This is a genomic window from Mesorhizobium sp. P2_F8 (assembly GCF_056403655.1).
In genome coordinates, this window is the sequence record NZ_JBFUFB010000002.1 from 82,079 (window position 1) to 97,555 (window position 15,477).

The 15,477-nt window shown below is 63.8% G+C and carries 15 protein-coding genes; 5 read left to right on the forward strand and 10 right to left on the reverse strand.

Annotated elements, in window-relative coordinates; genetic code table 11:
- Positions 1-66: 66 nt before the first annotated feature.
- Positions 67-837, forward strand: coding sequence for an isocitrate lyase/PEP mutase family protein (locus AC1DZP_RS04045; protein ID WP_477300277.1), 771 nt, complete (start codon positions 67-69; stop codon positions 835-837).
- Position 838: 1 nt separating this feature from the next.
- Here AC1DZP_RS04045 and AC1DZP_RS04050 read toward each other — a convergent pair whose 3' ends face one another.
- The 4 genes from AC1DZP_RS04050 to AC1DZP_RS04065 form a co-directional block, all read right to left on the reverse strand.
- Entirely contained in the window at positions 839-1,894 is a 1,056-nt protein-coding gene (locus tag AC1DZP_RS04050) for a M14 family metallopeptidase (protein WP_477300278.1), read from the reverse strand.
- Between the two features lie 89 nt (positions 1,895-1,983).
- Entirely contained in the window at positions 1,984-3,162 is a 1,179-nt protein-coding gene (locus AC1DZP_RS04055; protein ID WP_477300280.1) for an MFS transporter, read from the reverse strand.
- A gap of 121 nt (positions 3,163-3,283) precedes the next feature.
- Entirely contained in the window at positions 3,284-4,660 is a 1,377-nt protein-coding gene (locus AC1DZP_RS04060) for an FAD-containing oxidoreductase (RefSeq protein WP_477300282.1), read from the reverse strand.
- Entirely contained in the window at positions 4,657-5,118 is a 462-nt protein-coding gene (locus AC1DZP_RS04065) for a DUF4126 domain-containing protein (protein ID WP_477300284.1), read from the reverse strand. The genes AC1DZP_RS04060 and AC1DZP_RS04065 overlap by 4 nt, the downstream gene beginning before the upstream one ends.
- Positions 5,119-5,302: 184 nt before the next feature.
- Here AC1DZP_RS04065 and AC1DZP_RS04070 point away from each other — a divergent pair, with 184 nt between their 5' ends.
- Positions 5,303-5,860 carry a sugar O-acetyltransferase gene (locus AC1DZP_RS04070; protein ID WP_477300286.1) on the forward strand — a complete coding sequence of 186 codons (558 nt, stop codon included), beginning with the start codon at positions 5,303-5,305 and terminating at the stop codon, positions 5,858-5,860.
- Between the two features lie 155 nt (positions 5,861-6,015).
- Here the strand turns inward: AC1DZP_RS04070 and AC1DZP_RS04075 are convergent, their stop codons facing one another.
- Positions 6,016-7,368, reverse strand: coding sequence for an ATP-binding protein (locus AC1DZP_RS04075; protein WP_477300288.1), 1,353 nt, complete (start codon positions 7,366-7,368; stop codon positions 6,016-6,018).
- Positions 7,365-8,024 (reverse strand): response regulator, encoded by a 660-nt coding sequence (locus AC1DZP_RS04080; protein WP_477300290.1) that lies wholly within the window; start codon positions 8,022-8,024, stop codon positions 7,365-7,367. Before AC1DZP_RS04080 ends, AC1DZP_RS04075 begins: the two co-directional genes overlap by 4 nt.
- Before the next feature lie 166 nt (positions 8,025-8,190).
- Between AC1DZP_RS04080 and AC1DZP_RS04085 the strand changes: the two genes are divergently transcribed.
- Complete coding sequence (locus AC1DZP_RS04085; RefSeq protein ID WP_457151368.1) at positions 8,191-8,457, forward strand: PepSY domain-containing protein; 267 nt, start codon at positions 8,191-8,193, stop codon at positions 8,455-8,457.
- Positions 8,458-8,462: 5 nt separating this feature from the next.
- Positions 8,463-9,047 carry a cytochrome b/b6 domain-containing protein gene (locus AC1DZP_RS04090; protein ID WP_477228243.1) on the forward strand — a complete coding sequence of 195 codons (585 nt, stop codon included), beginning with the start codon at positions 8,463-8,465 and terminating at the stop codon, positions 9,045-9,047.
- 61 nt (positions 9,048-9,108) lie between these two features.
- Here AC1DZP_RS04090 and AC1DZP_RS04095 read toward each other — a convergent pair whose 3' ends face one another.
- Positions 9,109-10,104 carry a GlxA family transcriptional regulator gene (locus AC1DZP_RS04095; protein WP_477300292.1) on the reverse strand — a complete coding sequence of 332 codons (996 nt, stop codon included), beginning with the start codon at positions 10,102-10,104 and terminating at the stop codon, positions 9,109-9,111.
- Positions 10,105-10,231: 127 nt separating this feature from the next.
- Between AC1DZP_RS04095 and AC1DZP_RS04100 the strand changes: the two genes are divergently transcribed.
- Complete coding sequence (locus tag AC1DZP_RS04100) at positions 10,232-10,876, forward strand: cysteine hydrolase family protein (RefSeq protein WP_477228241.1); 645 nt, start codon at positions 10,232-10,234, stop codon at positions 10,874-10,876.
- A 74-nt stretch (positions 10,877-10,950) separates the two neighbouring features.
- On the opposite strand, the gene AC1DZP_RS04105 is transcribed toward AC1DZP_RS04100, so the two are convergent.
- The 3 genes from AC1DZP_RS04105 to AC1DZP_RS04115 all read right to left on the reverse strand — a co-directional run bounded on the left by AC1DZP_RS04105 (position 10,951) and on the right by AC1DZP_RS04115 (position 15,477).
- Positions 10,951-12,630: a formate--tetrahydrofolate ligase gene (locus tag AC1DZP_RS04105; protein WP_095090813.1), complete on the reverse strand. Its 1,680-nt coding sequence runs from the start codon at positions 12,628-12,630 to the stop codon at positions 10,951-10,953.
- Positions 12,631-12,945: 315 nt separating this feature from the next.
- Positions 12,946-14,070: a DUF2333 family protein gene (locus AC1DZP_RS04110; protein WP_477300294.1), complete on the reverse strand. Its 1,125-nt coding sequence runs from the start codon at positions 14,068-14,070 to the stop codon at positions 12,946-12,948.
- Between the two features lie 105 nt (positions 14,071-14,175).
- A complete protein-coding gene (locus tag AC1DZP_RS04115) occupies positions 14,176-15,477 on the reverse strand; it encodes a DUF6638 family protein (protein WP_457151373.1) in 1,302 nt (433 codons plus the stop codon).

A 15,477-nucleotide genomic window follows, 5' to 3' on the forward strand; every position in this document is an offset into this window, starting at 1 on the left:
ACATCGCCAGAGCCGGCGGTCCTGCTTAGGCTGGATGTCCAACGGCAGAAATATGGGATAACACCAATGACCGAGCAGATCGACCGCGCACGGACGTTCCATTCCCTCCACGCCAAGGGAAACCCGATCGTTCTCTACAATGCCTGGGACCCGGGCTCGGCCAAGATTGTCGAGAAAGCAGGGGCCAAGGCGATCGCCACGGGAAGCTGGCCGGTCGCGGCCGCCTTCGGATACGCCGATGGCGAGAAGATCCCGCTGGAGCTGGCGCTCGATAACATCAGGCGCATCGTAGGGGCGGTCGACCTGCCGGTGACCATGGATCTCGAGGGCGGCTACGGCGTTGAACCGGAAACCGTCGCCCGGACCGTGACGCGTGCCGTGCAGGCCGGCGCCATCGGCTTCAATTTCGAGGACCAGATCGTCGGCGGCACCGGCCTGCATGACATCGCGCTACAGGTGAAGCGGATCGAAGCCGCCGCCGCTGCGGTCAAGGCCTCGGGTATCCCGGCATTCCTCAACGCCCGAACCGACATCTTCCTCAAGGCCAAACCGGATACGCACGACAAGGCGCTGCTCGACCAGGCGATCGAACGAGCACACGCCTATGAAAGGGCCGGAGCGAACGGCTTCTTTGCGCCGGGCCTTGGCGATGAGAGCCTGATCGAGGCGCTCTGCAAGGCAATCGCGTTGCCGGTCAACATCATTGCGCTGGCGCATGTGCCGCCGCGCCAGCGGCTGGCGGAACTCGGCGTCGCCCGCATCAGCCACGGGCCGGTGCCTTACCGGCAGATGGCCGAATGGCTGGAGGCGAAGGCGCGGCTGGCTATTTCCGGCTAATTCAGTCCTCCAGTGTCCCCGACCTGGCGTCGGCGCTCTTGCTGTCGCCGACCAGCTTCAACAAATCTTCGCCGGCGCGGATTATGCGGCGCGAGCGGCGGGTCAGGATGATGCCGTCCTGCGGTGCGAAGACTTCGGTGCGGCCATCGGTTTCACCCGGTGCATGGACGATGGTGGCGAGGCGGACGCCCTTGGCGACGCGGTCGCCGGGCTTCACGTCATAAAGCACGGCGCCCGCCCGGGGTGCCGGCATCATCTCGATGTTTTCCAGTGGTGCGACGACACCGGTGAAAGGACCGGGTGCGGGCAGGGCGGTGTCGGAGATCACGCCGCGCGCCACCAGCAGCCGGTAGAGACCTTCGGCGTCGGCGGCGGCCAAGGCGCCGTCGACATCGAGGATGCCGCGATATTCGACCGTCGTGGCGACGCGACGGTCGAGTTTGGCCACGTCATCGGGAACGTTCTGATAGGGCATGATCGAGGCGCCCTCGAACGTACCGTCGGTGTCTTCGCTCCACAGCATCACCGCGTCGACGCCCATGGCGGCGGCACAGTCGGCCATCGCCGGCCACAGGCTGGTATGGACATAGAGATAGGCGAGGCCCTCGTCGTCGCAATGCAGGTCGAGCACGATGTCGTGGCCAAGCGAAAGCTGCACCAGCCGGGCCTTCAATCGCTGGTCGACGGAGCCAAGCGTGGTGTTGGGCAAGAGTGCTGCGTCGGGCGCGGCAAGCAGCGGAAAGCCGCGATTGAAGTTGGTGCGGGTGCCGAGATGGAAGCGGCCCTGATGCTCGCCGAAATGATATTGGGCGCGGCCGATCGGGTTTGCCCAGGGCACGACGGTGATGTTGCCCTTGATGCGGCCTTCGGCCTCGGCCTTGGCCAGTATCGGCATCAGCGCGTCGATGGCGACGACGCCCGGCAACTCGCCGGCATGGAGTGCCGCCTGCAGATAGGCTGACGGAGCGGCCTTGCCGGTTCCAGCAAACCGGAACAGCGGAAATTCGTAGGAAACACCTTCGCTTTCGCCGGCAATGCGCTCGATCGATTTCTGCATGACTTTCCTCCATCAAGAGCGACAAGACATGCCCATTTGAAGGCGCCGATGTCGATTGGTCCAGCCTGCCGCGCTATGGGCGCAAGCGGTTATTCCGCGGCAGCCTGAAGCGGGACGGCAGGCGCGCGCCCATCCAGTGTCTGCGACAGCACCGCGACGATGACCGCCAGCAGCGCCAATGCCGCGCCGACCAGCGGCAGATTGGCATAGGAAACACCTGCGGAAAGGGCCACGCCGCCGATCCAGGCGCCGCTGGCATTGCCGACATTGAAGGCGCCCTGGTTCAGCGTGGCGGCAAGATTCGGCCCTTCGGAGGCGGCCTCGACGACGCGGATCTGCAGCGGCGGCACGACGACGAAGATGAGCAGGCCCCACAGGAAAACGATGCCGATGGCAACGCCGGCTATGGCGCCGAACTGCGTGAAGCCGACAAACAGCAGCGCCAGCAACAGCAGCGTGCCGATCACCGTCGGCATCAATTTCCAGTCGGCGAGCCGGCCGCCGATGATGTTGCCGATGGTCATGCCGGCGCCGAACAGCAGCAGCACCCAGGTGACGGCGGAGGTGGACAGGCCGGAGACGTCGGTCAGATAGGGTTTTATGTAGGTGAAGACGGCAAACAGGCTGGCCGAGGCCAGGGCGGCGATCAGCATCGCCAGCCAGACCTGTAGCTTGCCCAGCACGCGCAATTCGCCGCGCAGGCCGCCACCGCTCGGTTCAGCGACGTCGGATGGCACCAGCCAGGCGATGCAAGCGACCGAGATCAGGCCGATGCCGACCACGGCGAGGAAGGTGGCGCGCCAGCCGAAGGCTTCGCCCAGGGCGGTGCCGGCGGGAACGCCAAGGATGTTGGCCAGCGTCAGCCCGGCGAACATCAGCGCGATGGCGCTGGCGCGCTTGTTGCGCGGCACTAGGCTGGCGGCAACGACCGAGCCGATACCGAAGAAGGCGCCGTGGCCGAAGGCGGTGAAGACGCGCGCGGCCATCAGCATCCAGTAGTTGGGCGCGATGGCGCAGAACAGATTGCCGACGACGAACAGTGCGGCGAGGCCAACCAGCACCGGCTTGCGCGGCAAATGCGCGGTGGCCATTGCCACGATTGGCGCGCCGAAGACGACGCCCAGCGCATAGCCGGTGACCAGCAGGCCAGCCGAAGGGATGGACACGCCGAGGTCGGCGGCGACCTCCGGCAGCAGGCCCATGATGACGAATTCGGTGGTGCCGATGCAGAAGGACGCAATGGCAAGCGCAAGGATCGGCAAAGGCATGGGGCGTCCAGACTGAATCGGTTCAAATTCAGATTGAACGCGTAGCCGCGCTACGCGCAATATGCATTGCTGCAACGCAGCAATGCATAAAGTCCACAGCTTGGCGCGAGTATGAGGGTTCTCACACCAGCGGCTTCAGCTCCTGGGCGATGGTGGGCAGCAGTTCCGAGACATTCGGGTGGATGTGCACCGCGCGCGCCAGCGTGTCGACGGGCGCCTTGGCGTACATCAGATCAAGCACGCAATGCACCGCCTCGTCGCCGCCGGGACCAAGCACCGAACAGCCGAGGATCTCCCTGGTGTCGGCATCGACGAGGATCTTCATGAAGCCCTGCGTCTCGCCCTTTTCGACGGCGCGTCCGACGCGGGTCATCGGCCGCTGGCCGACCAGCGCCCGGCGACCGGATTTCTTCACCGCGGCCTCGGTCATGCCACAGCGGCCGAGCGGCGGGTCGATGTAGAGCGCATAGGCCTCGATGCGGTCGCTGACCTTGCGCGGATCGTTGTCGAGCAGGTTGGCGGCGACGATCTCGTAGTCGTTGTAGGAGGTGTGGGTGAAGGCGCCCTTGCCGTTGCAATCGCCCATCGCCCAGATGCCGGGCACGCTGGTGCGCAGCTGGTCGTCGACGGTGACGAAGCCGCGCTTGTCGACCTCGACGCCGGCTCTGTCGAGGCCGAGATCGTCGGTGTTGGGCACGCGTCCCAGAGCCAGCAGCACATGCGAGCCGACCGCCGGCGGTTTGCCGGCGGAGAAGGTCACGGCAGTGTCGTTGCCTTGTTTGGCGAAGGCGATGTCGTCGGCACCGAGATGGACCGTAATGCCTTCGTTTTCGAGGATGGAAAGGATGGCGTCGGAAACATCCTCGTCCTCGCGGCCGGTCAGCCTGGGAGACTTCTCGATCACCGTGACGTCGCTGCCGAAGCGTCGGAACATCTGCGCGAATTCGAGCGAGATGTAGCTGCCGCCGACGACGACGAGATGGCGCGGCAGCACGTCGAGATCCATCATCGAGGAGTTGGTCAGATAGTCGATATCGTGGATGCCGGGCAGGTCGGGCACCGAGGCGCGGCCGCCGGTGTTGAGGAAGATTTTTTCGGCGGTCAAAAGGTCGTCGCCGACGCGCACGGTGTTGGCGGATTCGAAACGCGCATGGCCGCGATAGAGCTTGCATTTGTCCATGCCGGCGATCCAGGTTTCGAGCCCGATGCGGGCGTCGTTCGACACCTTGTCCTTGCGCGCCTTGATCGCCTTGTAATCGACGCCGACGGGGCCGCTGAGCGTGACGCCATAGTCGGCCGCCCGCCGCGCCAGATGCGCGGCATAGGCGCTGGCGACCATGGTCTTGGTCGGCATGCAACCGGTGTTGACGCAGGTGCCGCCGACCAGCTTGCGCTCGATCAGCGCCACGCTCATGCCGGCGGCATTCAGCCGGCTGGCCAGCGACGGGCCGGCCTGTCCGGCGCCGATGATGATGGCGTCGAAGGTCTTTGCCGTCATGCCACCGCCGCCACGATCAGCAGGCCGCCGATGATCGCCACTGCGTCCTCGATGAAGGCGGCGGGCGGGTCCTTGCCGAAGGCGGCTGCCAGCCGGCCGCGCGCTTCGGCACCGCCCAGCGTGCCGATGACAGCGCCGATGGCGCCGGCGATCAGGCCGCCGATGGTGGAACCGCCGGTGGCGCCGATGACAGCGCCGGTAAACGCGCCCATGATGATGCGGGCGCCGAATTGCTGCGGCACTTTACGGCTCGGCGTCGAAGGCAACTGGTCGGTGACCAGTTCGACGATGGCCAGGATGGTGAAGATGCCGACAGCCGCCCAGTGGCTCATGAAGCTGGCCCAGGTGGCGGCGACCGGCAGCCAGCCGAGATAAGCCCCCCAGGCGATGGCGGCCGGCGCGGTCATCGCGCGAAGGCCGGCAATGACGCCGATCAGAAGTGCGAGAATATACAGCATGATTGATCCCCTCATCGCCGGGCCAGGACAGCCCAGCAAGAGCAGGCTAGCATAGGCTTGGCCTTTGACCAGACATGACTTCGAAAAATCGGAATGGATTTTGCGCCCGGAATTGGCAGAAGCTGGCACTTCTCCGTCCGCGGCATTTGTGCTTTGGCGGGGATGCCAAAGGGAGGACACCGTCATGGCTGGAAGCGAGCGCGCCAAGATGGCGGCCGGCGAATGGTACACCTGCCTCGATGACGAACTGGAGGCCTTGCGCGTCATGGCGCGCGACGCGGTGTTCGAGCACAATTGCCTGCCACCCCGGCAGCGCGGAAACCTCGGGCCGGGCTTGAAGGCATTGCTCGGCAGGACGGGCGAGGGCGCCCGCATCGAGGCGCCGTTCCACTGCGCCTACGGCTTCAACATCTTTCTCGGCGATGCCGCCTTTCTCAACGCCGGCTGCACCATTCTCGACACGGCAAGCGTGCGCATCGGCAATGGAACGCTGCTCGGCCCCAATGTGCAGATCTATTGCGCCGAGCACCACAAGGAGGCCGCCGGGCGGCAAGCGGGGCTGGAGATCGCCAGGCCTGTCGAGATCGGCGCCAATGCATGGATCGGCGGCAGCGCGATCATCCTTGGCGGCGTCAGCATCGGCGAGGGCGCCATCGTCGGCGCCGGCGCGGTGGTGACGCGCGACGTCGCCGCGAACACCACGGTGGTCGGCAATCCGGCGCGGGCGGTCAAGCGCGGCTGACGCTAGAGCGGTTCACCGTTTCACGGAAACGCCGAACCGCTCTATCTCTTTGTTTTGACGCAATTCCGGACGGAAAACCGTTTCACACTTTTCCTGGAATTGCTCTAGGGCATGATGCCGAAATGTGTGAAGCGGTTTTCGGACGACATCATGCTCTATCTCTTCGAGTTCGGCTCTAAGCCTGGAAACCGGATCGTCGCTTCAAAGCCGTCCTGCCGGCCGGATGCCGGTGAGTTCAAAACCAGTGTCGCATCGATCTGTTGCAGGATCCGGCTGACGATCGCCAACCCGAGACCTGATCCCTCGGCGCGCGTTGCGCCGCGCTCGAACCGTTTGATCAGGCTGCCTGGGGCTGGAACCACCGGACCTTGGTTGATCACGCTAAGTCGGGCGTCTTCGTCGATGCGCACGACAACCTCTCCGCCTTCGGGGCCATGCCGCAAGGCATTCTCGATAAGGTTGCGCAGGACGATGGCCAGTGCATCCGTGTCGATCGCGGCCAGCGCCTTGCCTTTCACCGGCATTTCGAGGCGAAGGCGGCCCTTGTTTTCGCTGTGCTGTTCGAAGTCTTCGACCACCAGTGCGGCGACCGCGGCAAGGTCGGCAGGCTTGCCGGCGGCGGCCACTCCGGCGTCGGCGCGCGCCAGCTGCATCAACTTTTCGGACAGGCCGGCGAGATTGGACAGCGCTGCCTTGATCTGGCGCGGCCGTTTTCTTGCCGCGTCGTCCGGAGCTTCCGCGATCAGGCGCTCCGTCTGTGCCAGTGCGCCGGCAATCGGCGTGCGCAATTCATGCGCGGCATTCGCGGTGAATTCTTTTTCCGCCTCAAGCGCCATGTGCAGGCGCCGCATCAGGCTGTTGACCGACTTGGCAATGGCGGCGAGTTCGGAAGGCAGTTCGGTGGTGCGGATCGCAGCGAGGTTGTCGCCGTGACGGGCGCCGATCTCGCCGCGCAATGTTGCAATCGGCCTCAGGAAACGCGCCAGGGTCAGCCACGCGACAGGTGCGCTCAACGGGATCAGCATGACCATCGGTATCAGGAAGCCGGTGGCGGCTTCGAAGGTTTCCTCATTGCGCCGTGCATCGAGCTCGGCGACCTGGATGAAGATCGTGCGGCCAACCGCGGGCTCAGTGTAGATGCGCCATCCGGCGGCCTCCGAAAAGCCCTGCGCGAGTTCAGCCGTGAGCGGCTCCGCGGGAGCATTGTAGGAGTGCAGGAGAACACGGCCACTGCCGTCCCGCACCTGGAAGATGAGGCGACCGCCTATATCGTCCGAGACGGCCTCTGCCAGCCTGCGGGGCGATTGCGAAACCTCGCGCCCGAAAAGATCGTCGATGACCAGCGGCAGCAGCCGGCGGGCCGCTTCCTGCATCGAATTGTCCATGGCTTCGTTGATTTCACGATGCAGAGTGATGCTTCCCGTGACCGCGGCGACCAGGCCGAAGGCGACCGTGACCAGGATCAGCGAGGCAACGAGACGACCGGCAAGGCTGTCGAAGAGCCTCATGGGAACGCCAGACGGTAGCCCAGCCCCCTTACGGTCGTGAGGGCCTCGCGCCCGATCTTCTTGCGCAGGCGGCTGACATAGACTTCGACCGTGTTGCTTTCGATCTCCGCCCCGAAGGCATAGAGCGCATCCTCGATCTGGTTCTTGCTCACGGTCATGCCGGGCCGGCGCAAGAACTGCTCGAGCACCGCCCATTCGCGGGACGTCAGCATGGCCTCCCTGCCGTCCACGACAACCCGGCGGGCGGCTTGGTCGATTTCGACTGGCCCGAGCCGAACCAGGGGATTTGGGTTTCCCGCATAGCGCCGCGCGACCGCGGCGAGGCGCGCGGACAACTCGCCGAGATCGAACGGCTTGACCAGATAGTCGTCTGCCCCGGAATTCAGCCCCTCTATCCGGTCGGAGAGCTGGTCGCGCGCGGTCAGGATGATGACCGGCGTATCGGTGCCTTCGCGGCGCAGCGTCTTCAGGAATTCGAGCCCCCTGCCGTCCGGCAGATGGAGATCGAGCAGGACGAGTTCATAGGAGACGACATGAAGGTGATCGCCGGCATCGCCAAGTGTCGTGCTCCAGTCCACGGCATGACCGTCGGCGGCGATATGATCGCGCACCGCCTCGCCCAGCACGGGGTCGTCTTCGATCAGTAGAACGCGCACCTTGCCTCCGTGTTCAGCAACACGCCACCTCCATGCGGAACAAGGCTGACAGGAACCTGAACGAAAGCCAACTGCGGCTTTTGAGCGATACGATACGCGTTCAGGCTGCTGTCAGGTTTCACGGTCAGGTTTCGCGACATCGGAATTGGCCGATGGAGAAAACAAGATGAAGACCTTGATCATGACCGCGCTGGTGATGGCTGTTGCCGGACCGGCTTTCGCCGCCGACAAATGCGATGTGCCGACCGACCAGTGGCAACCACGCGAGGCGCTGCAGAAGAAGCTTGAAAGCGAAGGCTGGAAGGTGCGCAGCATCAAGACCGAGAACGGCTGCTACGAAGCCAAGGCACTCGATGCCAATGGCAAGAAGCTGGAAGCCGTGTTCAATCCCAAGACGCTCGAGTCGGTCGGCGCCGATTCCGACGACGGTTGATCGCCATGAACGCCACCGCATCGACACGAGAAGCCTCGGTCGAGTCGACACGAGAAGGCTCGGTCAGGGTCTGGAGTTCCTACGTCCGCCTCTTTCATTGGTCGCTGGTCCTGTGCGTTGCGGTGGCCTGGCTTTCCTCGGGAGAAGTCATGAAGCTGCATGAACTGGCCGGTTACAGCGCGGGGGTCTTGATAGCCTCGCGGCTGATCGCAGGGCTGGCGGGATCGGGTCACACACGCTTCCGTCAGTTCGTGCGTGGGCCGCGCACGGTGAGCCTGTACATAGCCGATGTGGCGCAGGGTCGCGAAAAGCGTCATCTCGGCCACAACCCTGCCGGCGGCGCCATGGTGCTGGCGCTTCTGACCTGCGTGGCGGGAATTGCGCTTACCGGCTGGATGCAGACCACTGATACCTGGTGGGGCGTGGCCTGGGTGGAGGACACGCACAAGATCCTAGGCAATGGAATTCTCGTGCTCGTCGGGCTTCATGTCGGCGGCGTGCTGCTGGCCAGCCTGCGCCATCGTGAGAATCTGGTTCGCGCCATGCTCACCGGCCGCAAGCGCGCGCCATCGCCGGGAGACGTCGCCTGACGGCCTGGATCAGGGAATACCAAAGGCGCCGCAGTGATGCGGCGCCTTTGGCCGTTCTTTTTCAGGAAGGCGGCGCGTGCGGCACTGGTTCGTCCTGATCGGCTCGCCTCGAGAACTCGCGACGGTATTGCGCCGGTGACGTCTTGAGCCGTGCCGAAAAATGCTGGCGCAGCGACGTGGCGCTGCCGAAGCCGACCTCGAAGGCCACCATGTCCATCGATTTCTCCGTCGCTTCCAGCAACCGCTGCGCCAGTTCGATCCGCTGGCTGGTCAGCCATTCGCCGAAACTGGTGCCGATCGATTTCTGAAAGCGGCGGGTGAAGGTGCGGCGGGTCAGGCCGGCGGCCTCGGCGACGCGGTCTAGGTTGTGCGTCTCGCCAAGCGTCGCGCGAACCGCGTCAAGCGCCTGGGTGAACCGATCGGCGTCAGCGCCTTTTGCGACTGGATGCTCGATGAATTGCGCCTGCCCGCCTTGCCGGTGCGGCGAAAGCACAATCTGGCGGGCGAGCCGGAGTGCGGCTTCCGCCCCATAGCGGGCGCGCACGATGTGGAGACAGCAGTCGAGGCCAGCCGCGACGCCGGCCGAGGTCACGACATCGCCATTGTCGACATAGAGCACCGTGGCATCGACCGCGATGTCGGGATGGAGTTTTTGCAGCCGCTCGGAATAGGCCCAGTGCGTCGCGGCACGGCGGCCTGAAAGCAGTCCGGCCGCAGCGATGGCGAAGGTCCCCAGACACAGGCCGACAATCAATGCGCCATGCTCGTGTGCTCTGCGCAGCGCCTCCATCAACACTGGCGCTGGCGCCTCGCCAAGACGATGCCAGCTTGGGATGATGACGATGTCGGCGCCGTCGAGCCCTTCGAGCCCATGCGGCACGGCAACCGTCAGTCCGGCTTCGGTGTGGATCGGGCCGGCCTTGACCGCGCAGATGCGGAACTCGAAGCGCGGCAGGCCAAGAGATGTCCTGTCCTCGCCGAACACCAGGCATGGCACGGAGAGATGGAACGGGCTGATGCCGTCGAAGGCAAGGACGGCGATGATCGGGTCGGTCATGGGGGCTTCCGGCGAGTGGATGCGGATTGTCCCAATTCTTTCGAATGATGTCAATCGGGACACTTTCAACCGCTTGGTGTGTCGCCTATTTTCGACCCATCGCATTAAAGCCGGAAAGGAAAACACCATGTCTGACCCAGCCAACGCCACGCCACGTCGCGCGCTTGTCGTCGTCGATGTCCAGAACGATTATGATGGCGGCAATCTCGCCATCCAGCATCCGCCGTTCCGCGACAGCGTCGTCAATGTGGCACGCGCCATGGACGCGGCCGCCGCGGCTGGCGTCAAGGTGGTGGTAATCAAGCAACTGGCTCCCGAGACATCGCCAGTTTTCGCCAAGGGCAGCCATGGCGCCGAACTGCATCCCGAGATAGCGAGGCGAAGCCGCGACCACTACGTCGAAAAGACCATGCCAAGCGCTTTCACCGGCACCGATCTCGAAGACTGGCTGCGCGCCAACGCCATCGATACGATTACTGTCGTCGGCTACATGACGCACAATTGCGATCTGTCGACCATCATCCACGCCGTGCATATGGGCTTCGCCGTCGAGTTCCTGTCCGACGCGACCGGATCGCTGCCCTACGCCAACAGCGCCGGCTATGCCTCGGCCGAAGAGATCCACCGCGTGGTGACGATCATCCTGCAGTCGCGCTTCGCGGCGGTGCTCAAGACCGCCGAATGGATCGAATGCCTGAAGACCGGCACGCTGCCCGAGCGGGATACGATCTATGCCTCCAACCAACGGGCGCTAGCGCGCAGCGCCGCGTAGCCAGGTTTGTCCTCGGAAAGCAGAAAGGGCGGCCAGTGGCCGCCCTTTCAAATCTCGCAACGATCTCGAAATTCTCAGAACAGGCCTTCGATCTGTCCGGCCTCGTTGAGGAAGATCTTCTCCGAGGATGGCGCCTTGGGCAGGCCGGGCATGGTCATGACCTCGCCGCAGATGATGACGACGAAGCCGGCACCGGCTGACAGCCTGACCTCGCGCACCGGCACGGTGTGGCCGGTCGGCGCGCCGCGCAGGTTCGGGTCGGTCGAGAAGGAATACTGCGTCTTGGCCATGCAGACCGGCAGGTGGCCGTAGCCGGCTTGCTCCCAGGCGTGCAGCTGGTCGCGCACCGACTTGTCGGCGATCGCTTCCGAGCCGCGATAGATGCGCTGGACGATGGTGTTGATCTTCTCGAACAGCGGCATCGCATCGGGGTAGAGCGGCGCGAACTGCGAGGCGCCGGATTCGGCCAGCGCCACCACCTTGTTGGCGAGCTCCTCGATGCCGGCTGAACCCTTGGCCCAGTGCTTGCACAGGATCGCCTCTTCGCCCATCGAGGCGACATAGTCCTTCATCGCCTGGATTTCGGCGTCGGTGTCGGAATAGAAGTGGTTGATGGCAACCACCGCCGGCACGCCGAACTGGCGGATGTTCTCGATGTGGCGGCCAAGGTTGGCGCAGCCCTTCTTCACCGCCTCGATGTTTTCCTTGCCGAGGTCTTCCTTCTTGACGCCGCCATTCATCTTCATGGCGCGCACGGTGGCGACGATGACGGCAGCGGCCGGCTTCAGGCCAGCCTTGCGGCACTTGATGTCGAAGAACTTTTCCGCGCCGAGGTCAGCGCCGAAGCCGGCTTCGGTGACGACATAGTCGGCAAGCTTGAGCGCCGTCGTGGTGGCGACGACCGAGTTGCAGCCATGCGCGATGTTGGCGAACGGGCCGCCATGGACGAAGGCCGGGTTGTTCTCCAGCGTCTGCACCAGGTTCGGCTGCATGGCGTCCTTCAAGAGCACCGCCATGGCGCCGTCGGCCTTGAGGTCGCGGGCATAGACCGGCGACTTGTCACGGCGATAGGCGACGATGATGTCGCCTAGGCGCTTCTCGAGGTCCTTCAGATCGGTCGACAGGCACAGGATGGCCATGACCTCCGAGGCGACGGTGATGTCGAAGCCGCCCTCGCGCGGAAAGCCATTGGCGACGCCGCCGAGCGAACAGATCATCTCGCGCAGCGCCCGGTCGTTCATGTCCATGACGCGACGCCAGACGACGCGGCGGGTGTCGATGCCGAGCTCATTGCCCCAGTAGATGTGGTTGTCGATCAGCGCCGACAGAAGGTTGTGCGCCGTGGTGATGGCGTGGAAGTCGCCGGTGAAGTGGAGGTTCATGTCCTCCATCGGCACGACCTGTGCGTAGCCGCCGCCGGCCGCACCGCCCTTGACGCCGAAGTTCGGGCCGAGCGAAGCCTCGCGGATGCAGACGATCGCCTTCTTGCCGATGCGGTTGAGGCCGTCGCCGAGGCCGACGGTGGTCGTCGTCTTGCCTTCGCCGGCCGGCGTCGGGTTGATGGCGGTGACGAGGATCAGCCTGCCGTCCTTGTTGCCCTTCACCGACTTGATGAACTCGGCGGAAATCTTGGCCTTGTCGTGGCCGTAGGGCAAAAGGTGTTCGGTCGGAATGCCGATCTTGGCGCCGATCTCCTGGATCTGCTTCTTCTTGGCGCCGCGCGCGATCTCGATGTCGGACTTCACTTCGGCCATGACGGCTTTCCTCTGGATTGGTCGGTGGAGGGGACGGGGTTTGATCTCACTCGCATGCAGGCCGGAACCGGGGCGCGGGCATGTTTTAACCCTGTCGCTGCCGCGGCGTCAACTTGCATGCAACTATGTTTCCTATGAAGAAAATTCATCTGCGGACCGGCCGACCTGTCATCGGTTCTTCCCGGCTCCGTTGCCGCGCCGTATAGAAGCCAGAGGACGCGTCGTTCCGCCGTCTCAAAACAGCCGCACAATGCACCGAATGCGACAGAAGCGACGGCGCAAATTCGCCATCGCTTCGGCTGCGGCCGGCAAGCCTTACTGCGTCAGCACGTTGCTGATTTCGACCATGTTGGAGCGCACCCTGAGCACGTAGAAGCCCATCGTCGTCAGATGCGTCGGCAAAAGCCAGCCGTCTTCGCGGCCATTGGCGATGATGAAGGGCTGGATGCGCAGCGCCGAGACGAACTGCGCGTCCATCGTGTCCCACAGGCTCTGCAGGTGCTTTTCCTTGATGACGTCGTCGAAGTCGGCCTGGGCACCCTTCATGAGGCCGTAATAGGCATAGAGTTGGCCATAGGCGAACCAGTAGCGGTCGTCGGCGCGGAAATCGAACCAGCCATCGTTGTGGTTCTCGGCGCGCTCCTTGAGGATCGCCGACGTCGAGCCTATGTCGGATGAGATACGATCGATATATTGCTTCAGATTGTCGGCGCGGGCATCGAAGGTCGCCTGGCAGGTGGCGAGCCGGGCGTTGAAGGAGCGCAGCTTGCGCACCGCGTCGCGGTAATAGCTCGGCGTCGGCGTCTTCGGGCCGAACGGGCTCACGCCGAAATACCAGGTGTATTCGTCGAACTGCAGATTGCCGCGCGCGTCCTGCAGATCGGCATCGATCTGCGACGTGGTGCGGACACGGCCGAGATTGTCGGCGAGTTCCGTCGCCGTGCGCCGCACCGCCTGGTTTATGCCGCGCTGGAACGAGGCCTTGTTATCCATCCACGGCGTGTGGTCCCAGTCGATGCCGAACAGGCCGAGCTTGTAGAGGATCATCGATGAGATCCAGGCATTCTGGTTGACGTTGAAGTCGGTCAGGTCGGCGGCGATCTGGGCGATACCGGAGTTGCCGCAGGTCTTGGCGGTATCCGTGCCGGAGCCGGCGGCAACCTGTTCGCCGGCGGACACGTTGCGCTTTTCGAAAGTGTAGGTGTCGGGGTAATTCGGGTTGAAATTGTTCCACCACTGGGTGGCGTAGAAGAAGTTGGCATAGAGGCCGACGAGCACCAGCAAGGCGACGCCGACCACCGCCTTGAGGATCCAGCCGCGCTGCGTGTACCAGCGCCCGGCCCACATGAACGGCCACAGGATGACGCCGATCAGGAGGCCGATGCCACGGCCGATCCACTGGAAAATCCAAGTGAAGAAGTTCACGATCGGATCAAGCATGGCGATGTCACCCCCTCAAAGCATGATGCCAAAAAGTTGCAGACTTTTTGGATAGCATCATGCGCCAAAACAACAAGTTAGAACGAAATGACGGTTCATTTCGTTCTAGTCAGTCAGGCCGTAGAGGCGTGTGCGAAACGCCACCTTGTCTTTCAAATATGTGGTTTTGAGAACGTCCACAACATGCGATCGCCAGGCGTCGCTGAAGCCGTCATAGTCCCTGTAGAAGCCCTGCTTGTTGAAGATGTAGCGCGAGACGAAGTCCGACGGGACGAAGTCCGAGATCAGCCGGTTGGTCAGCCAGGCGTCGGGATGGTCCGGTTTGGCGCGGATCACCAGGAAGCGCTGCTGCGGGAAGACATCCTCGATCTTGAGGTAGCCGAGCTGGGCGATCTCGCGCTTGGCGGCGTTGAGGAAGGGAAAATTGCCGTTCCTGGTGATCAGGTCGGCATGGCTCTGAATCCAGGTCTGCAGCCAGACCTTGTCGACATCGGTCAGGTTGCGGTCCGGCTCGGCGTCGCGGATCAGCGCGCGCACCACCATCTCGGCGCGATGCTCGAGATACCCCGAGGCCTCGATCCAGGAGGCGCGCGGCAGCTCGACGCGGCCGGTGGTGGCGAGGAACTTGAACACCTTGTCGGCGTCGTTGATCGAAAGATAGCTGACCTGCCACGGCCGAGAGCGGCGGAAACCAGGTGCGGCCGGATCGCCGATCACCGTCGTCATGTCCGGATCGACGAACACGTAGAGACCGCCGAAATGGCTGGTCCAGTAGGCATTGTGGCGGAAGATCACCTGGTCCGGCACCAGCGCGTTCTCGCGGATGTCGCCGCAGATCTTGGCCAGTTCCACCATGCGGGTCAGCATGGCGTTGTCGCGCCAGGCGTCGGGCTCCTGCTTCAGCCGGTCGACGAGCTTGCCGAGCTCGGCAGCCTTGCCCAGCACGTCCTCGGCCGACAGCACCTTGAACTCGACCTGGCTTATCGACAGCAGGTCCTCGATGTCGTTGACCTTGGGAACGGAATCCTCGATCTCGCCGTAGATCACGTCCTTGATGGTCAGCGCGTCGATGGCGCGCTGGTTCTTGGACATGAACTCGAACATCAACTGCGAGGTGTTGGAGAAGGCGGTGTGCACCACCGGCAGGTCGATCTGCGACGGCGTCAGGATGATGAAGCGGCGATTGACCTCGTTGGGGTCGAGATAGTCATAGTCGCCGCATTCCTCGGCCACTTCTGGCGAGAACCCTGTGCGGTCGATCTGGAAGCTCTTCAACTTCGTCGGCTTCAGGCCGAACGCCGCCAGCGCCTTGTTGTAGCGCTGGATCAAATGCGGCTCGTCGACGGTGAGCAGCCGGCCATAAATCAGCTCATTGTCGCGCAGCAGATCGGGCTTCTTGGCGGTCAT